The organism is Streptomyces sp. NPDC096136 (assembly GCF_044763325.1).
Lineage (GTDB): Bacteria > Actinomycetota > Actinomycetes > Streptomycetales > Streptomycetaceae > Streptomyces.
Genome location: NZ_JBIWFZ010000006.1, coordinates 416,746 through 433,098, shown reverse-complemented (window position 1 = coordinate 433,098; position 16,353 = coordinate 416,746). Strand labels below are relative to the sequence as shown.

The window sequence follows — 16,353 nt, the reverse complement described above, 5'->3', positions numbered from 1 at the left end:
CTGGTGATTTTCGGCTCCCCACGGTGGCCCCGCCAGCCGACGGCGCGATCAGCACGGGGCGCTGCGGTCCGGAGTGGCTGGGGGCGCCCGGGGGCGCGATGATGGGCAGACGGCCGACGCTGGGTCGTGGCGGCAATCCCCGGCGCCCCGCGACTGCTGGTGGGACCGCGCTGGTGCGGGACTGTGTGCGTCCCTCGCCGCCTCAGCCGAGGAGGCGCTGTGAAGGAGTACCCCCCGATCGCGGACCACGGCATCGTCGGCGACCTGCAGACGGCGGCGCTGATCGCCGCTGACGGCACCGTGGACTGGTGGTGTACGCCCCGGTTCGATGCCCCCAGCGTGTTCGCGTCGCTGCTCGACAGCGACCGCGGAGGCTACTGCCGTCTCGCGGCCGATGTCGGCGACGACGCGACCGTCCGCCAGCTCTACCTTCCCGACACCGCGATCCTCATCACCCGCTTCATAGCACCGAGCGGGGTAGGTGAGGTCGTCGACTTCATGCCGCCCGATGAGTCGAGGACGCCGTCGGCACGGCACCGGCTGATCAGGGCTGTGCGGGTGGTGCGGGGCAGCATGCCCTTCGAGTTGGTCTGCCAGCCCCGCTTCGACTACGGCCGCGCACCGCACGACCTGACGCGCCTGGACGACGGATCGGTGCTGTTCCGCAGGCCCGGCTCGGACCTGCACCTGCAGGTCACCGCGCCGATCACCCTGCATCCGGACGGCACCGACGTCTCCGCCCGGTTCACCCTGCAGGCCGGAGAACGGGCCGCGGTTGTCCTCACCAGCGAAACCGGCACCCCAGGCGCTCTCAGCGGCCGTCCCGGCGGTGCCACACCCTCCGCCGAAGCGGCCCTGGCCGACTTCGAGGCGTGCAGCGCGTTCTGGCTGAACTGGCTGCGAGCCTCCCGCTACCGCGGCCGCTGGCACGAGATGGTCACCCGCTCCGCCATCACCCTCAAGCTCCTCACCTACGCCCCCACCGGCGCCCCGATCGCCGCCGCCACCATGGGCCTGCCCGAGCAGATCGGCGGGGAGCGGAACTGGGACTACCGCTACACCTGGGTCCGCGACGCCTCCCTGTCCGTGCGGTCCCTGATCGACCTCGGCTTCACCGCGGAGGCGAACGCCTTCCGCAGGTGGCTGCGCGATCGCCTGGACGCCGGCGGGACCGCGTCGGGCGAACCCTTGCAGATCATGTACCGGGTCGACGGCGAACCCCACCTGACCGAGGAGGTGCTGGAGCACTTCGAGGGCTACCGGCGCTCCGCACCGGTGCGGGCCGGCAACGCCGCCGCCGACCAGATCCAGCTCGACATCTACGGCGAGGCCGCCTACGCCCTCGCACAAGCCGAGGACATCGGCGGCCTGCGCGGCTGGCACGCCTTCGCCCGCGTCATCGACTGGCTCGTAGAGAACTGGGACCGTCCCGACGAGGGCATCTGGGAGACCCGAGGCGGCCGCCAGAACTTCACCTACAGCCGGCTGATGACCTGGGTCGCCTTCGACCGCGCCGTCAAACTCGCCACCACCCACTCCCGCCCCGGCGACCTCACCCGCTGGCAGGGTGCGCGCGACACGGTTCTGCAGCAGATCACCGACCGCGGCTGGAGCGCTGAGCGCCGTGCCTTCGTCCAGCACTACGACACCGACGTGCTGGACGCCTCCCTGCTGCTGATGCCGAAGGTCGGCTTCCTCAGCCCGGCCGACCCCGACTGGCTGACCACCCTCGACGCCATGGACACCGAACTCGTCAGCGACAGCCTCGTCTACCGCTATGACCCCGCCGCCTCCCCCGACGGCCTGCGCGGCTCCGAGGGCACCTTCAACCTGTGCAGCTTCCTGTACGTGGAGGCACTGGCCCGGGCCGGGCGCCTGACCCAGGCCCGCTACGCCTTCTCCAAGATGCTCACCTACGCCAACCACGTCGGCCTGTTCGCCGAAGAGATCGGCCCCTCCGGCGAACAGCTCGGAAACTTCCCGCAGGCCTTCACCCACCTGGCCCTCATCGACGCCGCCCTCGCCCTCGATGAGGAGCTCGACCGTGCCGAGGGCAAGACCGGCTGACGGTCCGCACGGCGCGAGGTCATCGCCGCGGCGCCCCTGGCGGTGTCACCGTCCCGGCTGCGCGGGCGGGGGGCCGGCCGGCGCGCGGCAGCAGTGTCGCTGCGGTCAGCCCGCCCAGGCCGATGACCGCGAGGGCCGCCATCGCCGCCGCATACGCGCCGGTGCTGAGCCCCGCCACCAGGATCGTGCCCGCGACGGCGGTGCCGAGCGAGGAGCCGAGGTTGGAGACGCTGCGCGACAGGCCGGAAATCTCGCCCTGGTGTGTCTCGGAGAAGCACGACTGGACCACGTTCACGGACGGGGTGAGCATCACTCCCAGCCCCAGACCGATCAGGAGCAGGCCGGGGGTGAACGCCCACGCGGTGGGTGTCCAGGCGACCAGGGCGATGAGCACGGCGATTCCGGCGATCGTCACGAGGAAGCCGGCCACGATGAGGGTGCGCTGCGCGCGGCGCCGGGCCAGCTTCTCGGCGGCCAGCGAGGAGGCGAGGATGCCAAGGGTCGCGGCAGTGAAGATGACGCCGGTCTGGATGGAGTCGTAGCCGCGGACGACCTGCAGGTAGGCGGCGACCGTGAAGGAGACGCCCATCAGCATCAACCACTGCGTATTCTGGGTGATCAGGCCCAGGTTCGAGGTGCGGTTGCGAAACAGGCTGGTCGACAGCAGCGCCTCCCGGCCCTTGCGTTCGCGGCCACGTACCCAGGCGAAAAAGCCGGCCAGCACCGCGCCGCCGGCCAGCAGCAGGCCCAGTGCCAGCCAGCCGTTGTTGTCGACGGCCAGGATGCCGGTGACCAGCAGCACCAGGCCCGCCGCCGACAGGACCGCTCCGACGGTGTCGAAGGGCCGGGCGGGATCGGGCGGCAGCGGATCGTCGATCTTACGGCTGAGCACCACGATCACCACGATCACCAGCACCTGGAACACGAACGCCGCACGCCAGCTGATCGCACTCGTGATCAGCCCGCCGATCAGCGGGCCCGCGGCCGCGCCGATCCCGCCCATCGCCATGATCGCGCCGAACGCCCGCGCCCTCGACGCCGTGTCCGTGAACAACAGCGTCGTCAGGATGTAGACCGGCGGAATCAGCAGCGCCGTGCCCACACCCTCCAGGATCGAATTCCCGAGGATCAACACCCCCAGCCCCGGCGCGGCGGCGCTGAGCAGCGCCCCCACCCCGTAGACCGTGAGCCCCGCCAGCAGGCAGCGCTTGCGCCCCCACTTGTCGGTCAGCTTCCCGCCTGGGATCATCAGCGCGGCCATCACCAGCAGGAAGATCGTGATCGCCACCTGCACACCCTGCACCGTGGTGTCCAGGTCCTCACTGATGTCATTGATCATCACGTTCATGTTGGAGCCGGCGAAGCTGCAGATGAACTGTGCCAACGCCAACGGAGCAAGCACCCGCCGGGCGCCCATCGCTGCCGCCTCTGCCATGCCGCCACCCGCCCATCCACCACATCCGGTGTACCGAGTTGCTGCTGTCCGAAGCAGCCCGGCGCTGACGAAACACAGCCGCCGCTACGACCGTCGCATGGCCGACATTCGTAAGGCTGAAGGCGCGCGGCAGTAGCCTCCGGCAAAGAACCTGTGTGGGCTGGCCGTTTTCGGGGCTCTAGTACTCCAGCAGTACTTCGTGGCTTGACCTGGGGAAACGTCGAGCGGTGGGAGTGTAGCGGGCAGGATGCCGTCACGGACTGCTTCTGCCCGCACGCCCCTCGAAGGAGTGCCCACGACGGCGGTAGTGGCAGCGGCGGGCCACCGCTTGGCGTCGTCGTCGCCAGTGAGACCAGCTCAACGCATGGGTGCGGGTGCGAACGTCTCGGGGTGCGTGAGCTGCCAGGAGGCGCCGCACTTCCGCCACGGTGAGCTCGATGACCACGGCAGCCTCACCGGCGGATCCCCTTTTTCGGCTGCTCGCGCGCTCATCGCCGCGAGGAACGTGTGGGCGAGCATGGCCAGGGTGATGTGTCGGTACCAGCCGACGTAGCGGCGGACTTCGTACTCGTCCAGGCCGCACTCGTTCTTCGCCGCTTGGAAACATTCCTCGATCGCCCACCGGATGCCGGCGACCCGCACCAGTTCATCCACTCCGACATCCAACGGTGCGTATCCGAGGTAGTAGGCGATCTCGTCCGGCCGGCTCAGGCTGCGCCGTGCCAGCGCCCACCGTCGACGGATCAGCACGCCGTCCTGGTGGTCGTACTCGGCCACTGGGCGCAACTGGACAGCCGCCCAGTCGTATTCACGCTGCCCCTTCGCGCCCGCGCCGCAGGAACGGCGTTCCCATGCCTGCTCGGGGGCCTGCTCGAAGGCCCTGTCGATGCGTGGGCCGGCCAGGGAGAACTGGGACTTGGGGACGGCCAGGACATAGCCGACGCCGGATGCTTCCTGCATCCGGCGGAAGCGGTTGTCCTGTCCATAAGCGGCGTCCGCCGTGACCCAGGCGATCGGCAGCGGCGAGGCCAGCACCCTGCGGACGATCGTCGCCGCGAGAGTGTTCTTGGTGGCGAACTCCCTCTGATCGGGGACCTTGGCCGCGCGGCAGCGGTCGCGGTCGTCGGTCCAGGACTTGGGCAGGTAGAGCTCGCGGTCCACCAGGGCGCGGCCGGCTGCGCTGGCGTAGGCGGCGAAGACGCCGATCTGGCAGTTCTCGGTGCGGCCGGCGGTTCCGGAGTACTGCCTTTGGACTCCGGCGGAGGTGGTGCCCTTCTTCAGGAACCCGGTGTCGTCGATGATCAGTACCCCGTTGGGGCGGCCTGGGTGTTCGGCGACGTAGGTCTGCAGGTCGTCGCGGATGTCGTCGGGGTTCCAGCGGGCTCGGGAGAGCAGGTGCTGCAGGGCGTCCGGGGTGGCGTGGCCGGCGGCGCGACGCTGTGCCGCACGCTCGTCGGCGCGGGCCATCTGGTTGCGGTAGAGGGCATCGCCGTCAGGGTTGTCGAGCGCGGCCGTCAGCGTCTGCTCGCCCTTCCGGCCGAGCCGCCGCCACACCGCCCCGTCGGCGCCGTGCTCCTGGAGCTGCTCCAGGTCGACCACGAGGACGTCGCCGATGTCCTGCGCCAGCTGGAGGCGGTGGGAGTGGGCCAGGCCCTCGCCGCCCACCCCGCACCGGACGGTGCCCACCTGGTGCGCCTCTCCATCGCATAGTCCGCAGCGAGGACAGCGGTGGTGCGCGCCACCGCGCCCATCGGGTGGACTCCACCCGATGGGCGCACCGCACCGCACCAGTGCAAGCCGCCGCCCACGTGCCACTCCATCGCCGGATTCGCCGTATCTCAGTGTTCGGCGCACCAGGCCACCGGAACGACGCCGCCGCAGCCGTGCCGGGCGCAGCCGCAGGCCTGCCCCCGGGCCGGCGTACGCCACCCCGTGCCGGGCGGCACGAGCGGCGGAGTCCGGGCTGCACCGCACCGATACTGGCTCGCGCGCTTGGCACCGCGACTGCGGGCCGAGCTGGACCCCGACAGACTGCTGCGCGCGGGAACCCGTCCCCGCCGTCTGCCGGGGCCTGCCCCAGACTTCAGAGCTTGAAAGAGCCCAGCAGGTCGGAAGGTATGTACTGCCACAGGAGAAGCAGCACAACCGCATTCAACAGTGTGCCGACCACCAGCAGACCGCTGATGTTGTGCCGGAAGGCGGCCAGGCCGCGGACGAGGCCGATGAGGGCCATGATGATCGACGCCAGCAGGAGGAGCAGGTACGGGGCCGCCGTCTGATATTCCGTGCCGTCATTCACGGTGTCGAGCCCCAGCCGGATCACGAAGAAGAGCAGGAACTGGGGCAGCCCCAGTAGGAACACCCACCAAGCGGTCGTCCTTCTCGGCCCTGAAGCGGGCGGAACCGAAGGAGCCGGCGGCACGACGATGAACGTCGATCCGTTCTGCGCAGTGGCTGACGGCACCGAACCGTACACACCAAGGGCCTCAGGCCCCAAGAGCTGCAGCAGCCTATCCAGCAACAGCGCGCTGAACCCGCCGTCCCGGGCAAGTTCGTCTTCGAGCACGGACTGCGCGATACTCATCGACGCAGCACCTGGGTCCTGCCGTAACTTCGCGAGCGCCGCCGCTCCCAGCGCAGTCACCCGCAGCCGGTCCTCGACCAGGACACAAACCTGCGCCTCTGCCTCTGCCCTTGCCGATGTTGCAGCACCAGCCCCTGTGAGCACTCGTAAGGCGGCAGCTGCCAACCCTGACGCTTCCATCCCAACCCCCCTGCTGTTGGCCGCCGATCATAAGGCTCGCAACGCGCGATGCACAGAACCTGTAGCCGTGCGTAAGCCGCACCGCTCCGTCTTCGCCCCTGCAGAGGCATATCCGATTCGGCAGCTTCCCCCACCGTGCGTGTGTCCAAGCCGGCTGCGAACCAGATCGCGGCAGCGCCGGGCACGCCGAACGAGCCCGGCCAGCCGCCGGCGGTGTCCTCCTGCGCGGTGGAGCGCCTGATCGCGCTCGGCCTCCTGCTCGATCTCAGCGGCCACCGCCGGTACGGCTCCCTCAACCCCGACCAGGTCCCCGCCCGCCAGGGCCTGGCTGAGCTGCTGGCCCGTGAGACGCCGCTCGGACCGGAGCAGGCCGCGGCCCGACTTGGCGTACGCCGGTTCGATTTTGAGTGGATGCGCCGCCGGGGCTGGATCGCTCCGGTCTCCTTCGGCTGCATCCAGTTCGGCGCGAGCAAGGCCGGCGCCGTCGACGTGCTTCGCCGTCGGGCACGTCGACGACCTGCCCGGGACACACCTCGAGGTCGACTGGGCACAGCTGCGCACGGTCGGCAAGGGCCGGCGCTCTCCCCTCGCCGGACTCCAGGCGCAGCCGGCCTGAGCTCCGCAGCCCGGCCCTGGTGGACAGCCGCACAGACGCCTCCGGCCGCGGAGTAGGTTCGAAAGTGCCGGGTGCGGCCCTGGCCACCGGGGCCGCGACGGGGGCCACACCCCGACAGCAGAAGGGCTTCCTGCCGGGCGATGCCCGCAGCCAGGCGCCGGATCTCTCGTGGGGGGGGTGGAGCCGAGGCCGCCGCCGAACCGTCTCGCTTCCACCACCGTCACAGCCGTCATGAAACCGACCGACGACCAGCACATCGCGGAGCCCGGCCTGGTCGTGCTCGACATCACCGGCGGGGACGAGGACACCGTCCGCGCCGTCATGACCGCACTGGAAGAAGGCTGGGCGACCTCCGGCATCGGCTCGGTGCGACGGGACCCTGGCGAGCCCGGTGTCCGGGCCCGGATCTACGCCGACGTCCTACGCCCGGGACGGGAGGCCCCACAGCCATAGACCCTGGGCAAGCCCTCCTCGCGGAGGGCTTGCCCAGGGTCGTCTTGAGGCTTGCCCAGGGGCTCAGGCTTGCCAGGCCGCCGACGCCCACAGGGGGTGAGCACGCCCGGTGCCGTGGCAGTGGGAGCACAGTCCGCCGCCGGGCGTGCTGTGCGCGTCGATGGTGTGACGGCGTCGCGCAGGAGGTGGGTGAGGCCGTCCACGTGGTGGGCGAGCTGGTGGCGCTTGCCGAGCAGGATCTCCAGCGCGGTGCCCGGCGCGGCGGTGCCCAGTTCGTAGGTGATGCCGCGGGTGACCGTGGTGATCAGATCGTGGACGTGGCCCATCGTCTCCCCGCCGGACAGCTCCGCTCGCGCGGTGAAGGCGATGTCACCGGGCCGGGTGAGGGAGAGCAGCGCGTCGGCGCGCTCGAAGGGGGCGAGGCGCCCGACGGGTTCGGAGTGGGTCTGGCGGCGAGCGGCGAGGGCGTGCCACAGGTCCCCCGCATCGCTCGGTGAGGGCCCGGGGTTGTTCTGCTGGTTTCGTCTCATGGCTCCGGTGTACGAACGGCGAGGAGGTGGCTTTGTTCATGGGTTCCGGCTCTGGCTCAGCTTCTGTGGAGCCAGCCCGAGGAGGCCGGCCCAGCTACCACGAGCGTCGGAATCAAGCAGGTCAGGGAATAGTGCCGAGGTAGTTCCGAACCCGCACGGTGCAGCTCCACAGAAGCTGTGCCAGAACCCCTAGAAGTGAACGAAGCCACCCGCTCCAACTCGCGTGCCGACGCCCGCCAGCCCGCCCGCGCCTGGCCCGTGAGCGAGCGTTCTCCCGGCGCCCGCCCGGCCTGCTCGAAAGCGTCCGCCGCCGCTACGATCCGGTCGCGAACAGCCGCCGGGGTGTGCGCGGCGGCGGCCACCAAGAGGTCGTTGAGCGCGACCACATCACCCGCTCCTGGGAGGAGTGCACCCCGTTCCTCCGGTTCGCCACCGAGATCCGCCGCATCGTCTGCACCACCAACGCGATCGAGTCCGTGAACGCCAGGATCCGGCGGGCGGTCAAGGCCCGCGGGCACTTCCCGAACGAGACCGCAGCCTTGAAGTGCGTCTACATGGCGATCATGTCGCTCGACCCCACCGGGAAGGGTCAGGCCTGCTGGACCATGCGCTGGGAGACCGCACTGAACGCCTTCGACATCACCTTCGACGGCCGACTCTCCGCAGCCCGCCAATAACCCCAACCACCCTCGTTACACCGTTCGATTGACCCGATGCCAGGCAGCGTCACCGTCAGTCGTTGACGCCGAGGATCGCGCGGGACTGGTCGATGAACGCGTCCATCGCCTCGCTGTGGGCCTGCTTGCGCCGTTCCAGGACCGGGCCGAGCTCCTCCCTCACGCAGTCGTGCATGAGGGCCCCCTGTTCGTCCAAGGTCAGGCCGGAGACTTGGAAGAGCGCCCGGCTCGCCTCGGTGTAGCGCTCTGCCGTGTCGTCGGCGCCCGCCCGACAGGCTTCACGAAAGGCCGCCAGAGCCTCCACCGCCGGGCGGATGCCCATGTACCCGGGCATGGTGCTCTCCAGGTAGGAGAGGTGGTTGCGGGCCAGTTCGGCTTCGGCCCGGGCGCGGGCAAGGTTCGCCAGGTGCTGCGCGCTCTCCACGACCTGCTTCATCGCGGGGAGGAGCGCGGTGGGCGCACACAGCTCGACCGCGCCACGGGCGTGGAAGAAGTCGTTGTAGAAGGGGTCGACTGGGTCGGCGTTCGGGTCGGTGTAGAGCCTGTCCAGGGCGCGGGTGAACTCACGGGTAGTGCGGAGCAGGTCGGCTATCGCGGCGGTGCGCCGGTCGCGTACAGCGGCGGCGTGGGCGGCGGCCGCCGCGCGGTCGGTCTGTTCCCGGACCGCCTGCAGTGTCGCGGCGGCGGCGGTCTCGGCTGCCTCCTTGGCTGCCTTGGCCTGAGCGAGCCCGCCCTTTGCCTGGATGTGGGAGCCGAGCCAGGTACCGGCGAACGCGGCCACGACGGTGAGAAGGGCGAGCAGGGTCGTGGAGTGCTCTTGCAGGAAGTCCACCATGGGCTGATCCTGCCGTGTCGTTGGGCCGGGTGGGTGATGGTCCGCAATGGTCGCTGGCGTCGGGTTCGTTGTCCGGTCATGCATACCGACGTCGACGGACTCCTCGCCGTCCACGACGAGCACGGCAACCCGCTCGTCCTGGGCGCCGATCCGCCTGTCTGGTCCCACCCCCGGCCCGTCGCCCGCCTCCTCCTCTTCAGATGAAGCCCCGGGCCAGCGGGCGTCCTGTGAGACTCCGCATCGGCCCAGCAGTCCACCCCAGCCCCCGCCGCCGGCCCACGCCCCGACGCGCGAGAATGTGGCCGTGTACGCCCACCACGGCTCCTCCGCCCGCCGCCTTCTGGTCGCCGCCCTGATCCCGTTGGCCGCCGATGCGGCTTCGCAGCAGGCCTGGCTGGAGTCGTTCCCCATCGCCACCGACGACCTGATGTACGACTTCGACAACGCTCTGCCGGTCTTCGCTCACGAAGAGGCAGACGAGATCGACGCCGCAGCCGTGATGGGGGACCTCCGCATGATCGGGGATCACTTCCGAGAGATGTGCGGCGACCGGCCGTCTGACCCTTGGACGTATGAGGCCCTGGCCACCGATCCGGCCTGGGCTGCGGTACGGGATCTGGCGCGCGATCCTCTTCGTCCTCACCGGCGACCGCACCCTCCCCATGCCCGAAATCGACGTCATCCCCGCAACCTCCGACACGGCCGCCCCGCTGCCGGTCGACCGCCTCGCCCCGTAGGCGGGTCTGTCAATCGAACGGTGTAACGAGGATGGTTGGGGTTACTGACGGGCTGCGGAGAGTCGGCCGTCGAAGGTGATGTCGAAGGCGTTCAGTGCGGTCTTCCAGCACATGATCCAGCGGGCCTGACCTCGGCCTGCGGGATCCAGGGACATGATCGCCGTGTAGACGCACTTCAGCGCCGCGGTCTCGTTCGGGAAGTGCCCGCGGGCCTTGACCGCCCGCAGGATCCTGGCGTTCACGGACTCGATCGCGTTGGTCGTGCAGACGATGCGGCGGATCTCGGTATCGAACCGGAGGAACGGGGTGAACTCCTCCCAGGCGTTTTCCCACAGGCGCACGATCGCCGGATACTTCCGGCCCCAGGCGTCAGCGAACTCGGCGAACCGCTCCAGTGCGGCTTCTTCGGTCGCCGCAGTGTAGACGGGCTTGAGGAGCTTGGCGATCTTGTCCCAGTCCTGGCCGGCGGCATAGCGGAAGGAGTTCCGCAGCAGGAGGATCACACAGGTCTGCACGGTCGTACGGGGCCAGATCGTTTCGACCGCGTCGGGCAGGCCTTTCAGGCCGTCGCAGACGAGCATGAGGACGTCGTTCACGCCGCGGTTCTTGATCTCGGTGAGGATGTGCACGGCGCCGTCGCGGATCTTCACGTGGATCGCGTCGATGAAGACCACCGGATAGACCGGGTCGAGGGGCCGGTTCTGCCACTCGGCCATGCCGTCCATGACCTCGTCGGTGATAGTGGAGATCGTCTGCCGGGAGACCTCGGCGCCATAGACCTCCGAGAGATGGGCCTGGATCTCGCCGGTCGTGAGCCCCTTCGCTGACAGCGAGATGACCATCTCGTCCACCCCGGACAGGCGCTTCTGCCGCTTCCTGACGATCTTGGCTCGAAGGAGCCGTCGCGGTCGCGGGGCACGGATATCTCCACCGGGCCGACGTCCGTCAGCACGGTCTTGGCGCGGGTCCCGTTGCGGCTGTTGCCGCCATTCTTCCAGGCCGGGTCGTGCTTGTCATAGTCGAGGTGGTCGGTGATCTCGCCCTCCAGGGCGGACTCCAGCAGCCGCTTCGTCAGCTGCTGCAGCAGCCCGCCCTCACCAGCTGCAGGCCCTCGGCCTGAGCCCGGGACACCAGCTCGTCGATCAGCCGGTCGTCCACAGGCTTCGCCGGCCGCGGTTCGCACTGCTCGACGGTCTCTGCCTCGGTCACGTTCTCACTGGTCATCAGTGCATCTTCCTTGATCGGGAGTTACACCGAACGATTTGCAGTCCCGCAGGGTTGTTGGAGTGACAGGCAGTTGGGCGCTGCGGCCGCACCCCGACGGCGCCCAGGAGGACAACGAGCCCGTTGCCGAGCAAGCCGGGCCAGGGAGCGGCTGTCACCAGTAGCAGCGGTCCGGGTCGTCGTGGTCCATTGGCACGCAGGGTGGGATCGGCGGGCGGGCGTTTGCCGGTGCGCTGCCTTCGATGAGGAAGGCGACGCTCTCCAGGTAGGGCAGAGGCGCCGCGATGGTGCTGGAGTCCTTCACACATCCCATCTACTGCGACGTCACCCTGACGTGCTGTCAGGCAACGGCCCGGCTGTGCCCAGCCATGCGCCCCCACCGGTCTCGTCGCAGGTGGGAGTGGATGCTCCTCCAGCTCACGCACCGACACCAGGCGCTCGGACCGCGGGGGTAGGCCGTGCGAGTCTCGCGCATTCGGGGTCGCGTTCTTGACTCACCCTGTTGGTTCATCAGTAAGGTAGTAAACCAATCGAGTAATGGAGGCGTGATGTCACTGCTTGATGACGGCGGCCCGATCTTCGCCCAGATTGCCGCCGAACTGGCGAACCAGATCGCCGACGGAACGGTGAGCGAGGGGGAGCGGGTCGCGTCCAGTAACGAGATCTCGGCGTTCTACCGGGTCAACCCGGCCACGGCGGCGCGCAGCCTCACGGTGCTCGCGGAGCAGGGGCTGGTGGAGAAGCGGCGGGGTGTCGGAATGTTCGTCGCGGAAGGCGCGCGGGAGCGGCTGGTGCAGGAGCGGCGGCGCGGTTTCGCCGACCGGTACCTGCGGCCGCTGGTGGTCGAGGCGGCACGGCTTGGGATCGGTCTCGACGAACTGCTCGGGCTGGTGCGCGAGGAACTGACCTCGGTCGAGGTCACGACGGGGGTGAAGGCGTGACTCCGGCGATATCGGCGGCCGGCCTGGAGCGCCGCTACCGCGACCACCGGGCGCTGACCGACGTCACCTTCGAGGTCGGCACGCCGTGCATCACCGGGCTGCTGGGCCGCAATGGTGCCGGGAAGAGCACGCTGCTGCGCATCCTGGCAGGTCAGGAGTTCGCCACCACCGGATGCGTGCGGGTGTTCGGGGCCGAGCCGCTGGAGAACGGCGCGGTGCTGCGCCGGATGATCCTCATACGGGAAGACCAGACGTACCCGGACCTGCGGGTTCGGCACGCTGTCACGGCGGCGTCGCTGCTGTACCCGAACTGGGACGCCGACCTGGCCGGCACGCTGCTGGACGCCTACGAGCTGCCGCCGGCCCGGCCGATCAAGAAGCTGTCGCGCGGTATGCGGACGGCTCTCGGCCTCACCATCGGGCTGGCGGCCCGCGCCGAACTCACCCTGTTCGACGAGCCGTGCGCGGGCCTGGACGGGGTCGCACGCGCCCTCTTCTACGACCAGTTGCTCGCCGACTACGCCGCCCATCCGCGGTGCATCGTGCTCTCGACCCACCTCATCGACGAGGCCGCGGAGCTCCTGGACCGCGTCCTGGTCCTCGACCGCGGCCGGCTCGTCCTCGACGCGCCCGCCGACGACCTGCGCGGCACCATGACGAGCGTCACCGGCCAGGCCGGCAGCGTGGAACGGCTCATCGCCGGCCGCACGACACTGAACGGGCGCACGTTGGGCACCCAGACCACGGCGGTGATAGTCGGCCGGCTCGACGACCGCGACCGCGAACTCGCCGACCACCTGCGCGTGCGCCTGGAGCGGGTGACGCTCCAGCAGCTCGCGGGCTACGCGGCCGAGCACCACGATCGGACCGACCTCACGGCAGTGAGGACACCCTGATGCGTTCCGCCCCTATCGTCACCGTCGTCCGCTACCTGCTTCTCGACCGCGTGACCTATCTCGTACTGCCCTGGGCCTGGGCGGCCTTCGGCTTCGTCCTCGACGTGGTGGTCCTTCAGCTGATCCCGGCCGGTCACGGCGACGACCGCTGGGTCGGTGGTCTGGTCGCGGTCCCACTCGTCATGCTCGTCGTGGGCGCGCAGTCGATCGCCCGCGCGATGCCGTTCGCCCTCACCCTCGGGGTGAGCCGGCGCACCTACTTCCTCGCCGCCACCGCACTGGCCCTCGCCCTGTCCACGGGCTTCGGGCTCGTCGTCGCGATCGGCCGGACAGTCGAACACGCGACGGGCGGATGGGGCATCGGCATGGCCTACTTCCGCGTCCCCCACCTCCTCGACGGCCCCTGGTACCTGTCGTGGCTCACGGCAACGACCGTCCTGGTCCTCATGTTCGTCTACGGGATGTGGTACGGACTGGTCTACCGCCGCGCCGGACTGCCCGGCACCACGGCCTTCGCCGCGGCACAACTCGGCGTGCTGGCCCTCACCGCGCTCGTCGCGACGTGGGCACACGGCTGGACGGCCATCGGCCACTATCTCGGCACCCTCACCGCCACCGGCCTCACGGACGCCCTCACAGTCGCCGTGGCCGTCCTGCTCACCGGCGGCTTCGCCACGATCCGACGGATGACCATATGAGCACGACAGAGACGGCGAAGACGGGGCGTACGGCGCAGGCCGAGCAGGGAGGCGGGCGGATCGCGCCGCTCGACCGGCGGGTCTTCGCCGTCGCGGGGGTGGTCTTCGCCGCGCTGATGGCGCTGGCCCAGCGTTACGGCTTCCACCGTGACGAGCTGTACTTCCTCGAGTGCGCCCGGCACATCCAGGCGAGTTACGTGGACCAGCCGGTGCTCGCGCCCCTGCTGGCCCGGGCCTCGCTGTCGCTCTTCGGGGTTTCGGCGGCGGGCCTACGGCTGTGGCCGGCGCTGGCCGCCGCAGGCACGGTGATCGTGGGCGCCCTGACCGCACGCGAGTTCGGTGGCGCGCGGCGGACGCAGCTGCTCGCGGCGATAGCGACGGGCACCATGCCCGTGCTGCTGGGCAGCGCGCATATTGCCAACACGACGTCCTACGAACTGCTGGCCTGGGCGGCGATCGCGTTCGTGGTCGTGCGGATCGGCCGCACCGGCGACACTCGATGGTGGATCGTCGCAGGGGTGCTGGTGGGCCTTGGCGCGGAGTTCAACCACCTCGCGGCGGTCTTCGCAGCCGTCCTGCTGGTCGTGGTGCTCCTCGGCCCGGCCCGCCGGACCGTGGTCGACCGCCGGCTGCTCGCGGGCGGGGTGATCGCCGCGCTGCTCGTGCTGCCCGACCTGTGGTGGCAGGCCCACCACGGCTGGGCCATGTTCGAGATGACGCGGGCGCTGAACGGCGAGCACGGCGGCCCTGGCAACATCCTCACCTGGATCGTGGGGCAGCTCGGCATGTCCTGCCTGGCGATGGCGCTGCTGTGGATGGCAGGCCTGCGTTTCTTGTGGCGCTCCGGTCGGCCGCTGTGGCGTGCCCTGGTGATCGCGTACGCGGCTCTGTTCATCCTGTTCGCCGCGACGACCGGAGCACAGGTGTACTACCTGGCCGGGCTGTACGTGTGTCTGCTGGCGGCCGGCTCTGTCGACCTCGACGGGTGGCTGCACGCCCGACCGCAGCGGCTGCGCGGCCTGGTGATCTCAACCGCCGTCTCGACCGCGCTGTCCGCCGTGGTCGTACTGCCGGTGCTGCCGGCCTCCGACGTGGCCTGGACGTACGGCATCAGCCCGATCTCGGGGGAGACCCTGGGCTGGCCCCAACTGGTCGGCAGCGTGCGGCAGGTGTGGACCGGTCTGCCGGTCGGGCAGCGCGCGAACGCGGTGATCTTCGCCGCGGACTACAGCGAGGCCGGCGCCATCAACGAGCTCGGCCGCACCGCTGGGCTGCCCACCGTCGTGAGCAGCCACAACAGCGCCTGGTGGTGGGGCCCCGGCAACCCGAACGCCACCACCGTGGTGGCCATCGCCCCTGGCCCCGACTACGCCCCCGGGTACGAGGCCCACCTACGCCAGTACTTCGGGCACGTCCGCGTGGCCGCCACCCTCACCAGCCCCGACGGCGTGCACAACATCGAATCGGGCGGCCACGTCTACATCTGCACCGACCCCGTCCGCCCCTGGGGCACGATCTGGCCCGAACTGCGCAACTACGCGTGACACCGACAGCGCCATGTCGGCGTCGCGCCACGCCGACGCGGCCCGACATGCCGGCGGAGGTTCAAGCACGGTCTACGCCGCCTTCCGGCCTTCCCCGCCGCCGCCTCAACCCGGTGGCGGCTCGAGCGCGCGGCAGCAGCCGCCTTCTCGGCGGCCTCCAGGCGCAGCTGTACCGCGTGGAGCTCTTCTCGTACGGCTGCGGCTTCGCCCTGGGCCTGCTCCAGGGCGGCGGCGGCCCGGCGAGCTCCGCCAGGGCCCGCCGTGCGCGGCCCTGGCTTCGGCGTCGGCGTGGCGGGCGGCTTCAAGGCGGCGCTCGTGCTCCCGTGCGCGCCGCCCGGCTGCCGTATCCCGCCGGGGGGCGTCGGCGGGGTGGAGGGTGCGGGTGGCGTGCGGGAGGCTGCGGCCGGGGAAGGCGGCGCGGCTCCAGGCTCGGGCGCTACGTCCTCGAACCCGACCGGCGCCGTCGGGGTGCTCGTCAGCCGGCCCGCGCGCCACTGCCGGCCGGCTTCCTCGTCGACGAGGAGGGCGTGGAAGATCTGCTCGATCTCCCGCAGGACGCTCGCACTGATCCGCTCCCCCGCCTCGCCGGCGAGCTGCACCGCCTCGCGCGCGAGCGCGCCGATCACCCGGTGCTGCTCGTGCGAGAGCGCGCGCAGCTGCGCCCCGTCCAGTTCCCGGTGCGCGGTCCGCAGCTGGGCGCCGAGACGTAGCAGGGCCTGCGCGTCGGCGGGGCGGGCGCGGGCGAACAGGCCCGCCGACCACAGTGCGAGGGTGGGTTTGCGCAGGGCGGCGATCCGGCGGGCGGCTGCTGGGTTCTTCTCCTGCCGGGCCCGGGCGGCGTATCCGTCGCGTGCCGCGGTGAACTCGGCCGGACGCAGTCCGTACAGGTCGGTGACCACCTGCTCCACATCCACACCACCACCCTGACGCCTACCG

General features: G+C 70.4%; 16 protein-coding genes and 2 pseudogenes. 9 read left to right on the top strand and 9 right to left on the bottom strand.

Features of this window, described 5'->3' with window-relative positions; genetic code table 11:
- The first annotated feature begins 219 nt into the window (after window positions 1-219).
- Window positions 220-2,067, top strand: coding sequence for a glycoside hydrolase family 15 protein (locus tag ACIRBY_RS16530; RefSeq protein ID WP_403901092.1), 1,848 nt, complete (start codon window positions 220-222; stop codon window positions 2,065-2,067).
- Window positions 2,068-2,086: 19 nt separating this feature from the next.
- Here the strand turns inward: ACIRBY_RS16530 and ACIRBY_RS16525 are convergent, their stop codons facing one another.
- The 3 genes from ACIRBY_RS16525 to ACIRBY_RS16515 form a co-directional block, all read right to left on the bottom strand.
- Window positions 2,087-3,502: an MFS transporter gene (locus ACIRBY_RS16525; protein WP_403901091.1), complete on the bottom strand. Its 1,416-nt coding sequence runs from the start codon at window positions 3,500-3,502 to the stop codon at window positions 2,087-2,089.
- Window positions 3,503-3,859: 357 nt separating this feature from the next.
- The gene (locus ACIRBY_RS16520; RefSeq protein ID WP_403901090.1) at window positions 3,860-5,188 is read right to left on the bottom strand and encodes an IS701 family transposase; all 1,329 of its coding nucleotides are present in this window, start codon (window positions 5,186-5,188) and stop codon (window positions 3,860-3,862) included.
- A gap of 397 nt (window positions 5,189-5,585) precedes the next feature.
- Window positions 5,586-6,086, bottom strand: coding sequence for a hypothetical protein (locus tag ACIRBY_RS16515; RefSeq protein ID WP_403901089.1), 501 nt, complete (start codon window positions 6,084-6,086; stop codon window positions 5,586-5,588).
- A gap of 1,027 nt (window positions 6,087-7,113) precedes the next feature.
- Here ACIRBY_RS16515 and ACIRBY_RS16510 point away from each other — a divergent pair.
- Window positions 7,114-7,335, top strand: coding sequence for a DUF6207 family protein (locus ACIRBY_RS16510; RefSeq protein WP_403901087.1), 222 nt, complete (start codon window positions 7,114-7,116; stop codon window positions 7,333-7,335).
- On the opposite strand, the gene ACIRBY_RS16505 is transcribed toward ACIRBY_RS16510, so the two are convergent.
- Window positions 7,290-7,865, bottom strand: coding sequence for a hypothetical protein (locus tag ACIRBY_RS16505; protein WP_403901086.1), 576 nt, complete (start codon window positions 7,863-7,865; stop codon window positions 7,290-7,292). The genes ACIRBY_RS16510 and ACIRBY_RS16505 overlap by 46 nt on opposite strands.
- Window positions 7,866-8,260: 395 nt before the next feature.
- Between ACIRBY_RS16505 and ACIRBY_RS16500 the strand changes: the two are divergent.
- Window positions 8,261-8,542, top strand: a pseudogene (locus tag ACIRBY_RS16500) (transposase); the annotation flags it as partial.
- A gap of 55 nt (window positions 8,543-8,597) precedes the next feature.
- Here the strand turns inward: ACIRBY_RS16500 and ACIRBY_RS16495 are convergent.
- On the bottom strand, window positions 8,598-9,377 hold the full coding sequence (locus ACIRBY_RS16495) for a hypothetical protein (protein ID WP_403901085.1): 780 nt from the start codon (window positions 9,375-9,377) through the stop codon (window positions 8,598-8,600).
- 78 nt (window positions 9,378-9,455) lie between these two features.
- Between ACIRBY_RS16495 and ACIRBY_RS16490 the strand changes: the two genes are divergently transcribed.
- Together ACIRBY_RS16490 and ACIRBY_RS16485 are read left to right on the top strand one after the other, a co-directional pair.
- Window positions 9,456-9,581 (top strand): hypothetical protein, encoded by a 126-nt coding sequence (locus tag ACIRBY_RS16490; protein WP_403901084.1) that lies wholly within the window; start codon window positions 9,456-9,458, stop codon window positions 9,579-9,581.
- A gap of 368 nt (window positions 9,582-9,949) precedes the next feature.
- Window positions 9,950-10,114 carry a hypothetical protein gene (locus ACIRBY_RS16485; RefSeq protein ID WP_403901083.1) on the top strand — a complete coding sequence of 55 codons (165 nt, stop codon included), beginning with the start codon at window positions 9,950-9,952 and terminating at the stop codon, window positions 10,112-10,114.
- A gap of 41 nt (window positions 10,115-10,155) precedes the next feature.
- Here ACIRBY_RS16485 and ACIRBY_RS16480 read toward each other — a convergent pair.
- The 3 genes and pseudogenes from ACIRBY_RS16480 to ACIRBY_RS16470 all read right to left on the bottom strand — a co-directional run.
- Window positions 10,156-11,213: pseudogene (locus tag ACIRBY_RS16480) on the bottom strand (transposase); the annotation flags it as partial.
- A complete protein-coding gene (locus ACIRBY_RS16475; RefSeq protein ID WP_403901082.1) occupies window positions 11,186-11,338 on the bottom strand; it encodes a hypothetical protein in 153 nt (50 codons plus the stop codon). The pseudogene ACIRBY_RS16480 and the gene ACIRBY_RS16475, both read right to left, overlap by 28 nt.
- Before the next feature lie 154 nt (window positions 11,339-11,492).
- Complete coding sequence (locus tag ACIRBY_RS16470; RefSeq protein ID WP_403901081.1) at window positions 11,493-11,651, bottom strand: hypothetical protein; 159 nt, start codon at window positions 11,649-11,651, stop codon at window positions 11,493-11,495.
- Between the two features lie 235 nt (window positions 11,652-11,886).
- On the opposite strand from ACIRBY_RS16470, the gene ACIRBY_RS16465 reads away from it, so the two are divergent.
- Genes ACIRBY_RS16465 through ACIRBY_RS16450 form a run of 4 tightly spaced genes read left to right on the top strand, consistent with a single transcriptional unit; the run spans window position 11,887 to window position 15,417 of the window.
- Window positions 11,887-12,279, top strand: coding sequence for a GntR family transcriptional regulator (locus ACIRBY_RS16465; protein WP_403901155.1), 393 nt, complete (start codon window positions 11,887-11,889; stop codon window positions 12,277-12,279).
- Window positions 12,276-13,175, top strand: a complete 900-nt coding sequence (locus ACIRBY_RS16460; protein WP_403901080.1) for an ABC transporter ATP-binding protein — start codon at window positions 12,276-12,278, stop codon at window positions 13,173-13,175. The genes ACIRBY_RS16465 and ACIRBY_RS16460 overlap by 4 nt, the downstream gene beginning before the upstream one ends.
- Window positions 13,175-13,873: a hypothetical protein gene (locus ACIRBY_RS16455; protein WP_403901079.1), complete on the top strand. Its 699-nt coding sequence runs from the start codon at window positions 13,175-13,177 to the stop codon at window positions 13,871-13,873. Before ACIRBY_RS16460 ends, ACIRBY_RS16455 begins: the two co-directional genes overlap by 1 nt.
- Window positions 13,870-15,417 (top strand): ArnT family glycosyltransferase, encoded by a 1,548-nt coding sequence (locus ACIRBY_RS16450; protein WP_403901078.1) that lies wholly within the window; start codon window positions 13,870-13,872, stop codon window positions 15,415-15,417. The genes ACIRBY_RS16455 and ACIRBY_RS16450 overlap by 4 nt, the downstream gene beginning before the upstream one ends.
- Here the strand turns inward: ACIRBY_RS16450 and ACIRBY_RS16445 are convergent.
- The gene (locus tag ACIRBY_RS16445; protein ID WP_403901077.1) at window positions 15,408-16,331 is read right to left on the bottom strand and encodes a hypothetical protein; all 924 of its coding nucleotides are present in this window, start codon (window positions 16,329-16,331) and stop codon (window positions 15,408-15,410) included. The genes ACIRBY_RS16450 and ACIRBY_RS16445 overlap by 10 nt on opposite strands.
- Window positions 16,332-16,353 lie beyond the last annotated feature (22 nt).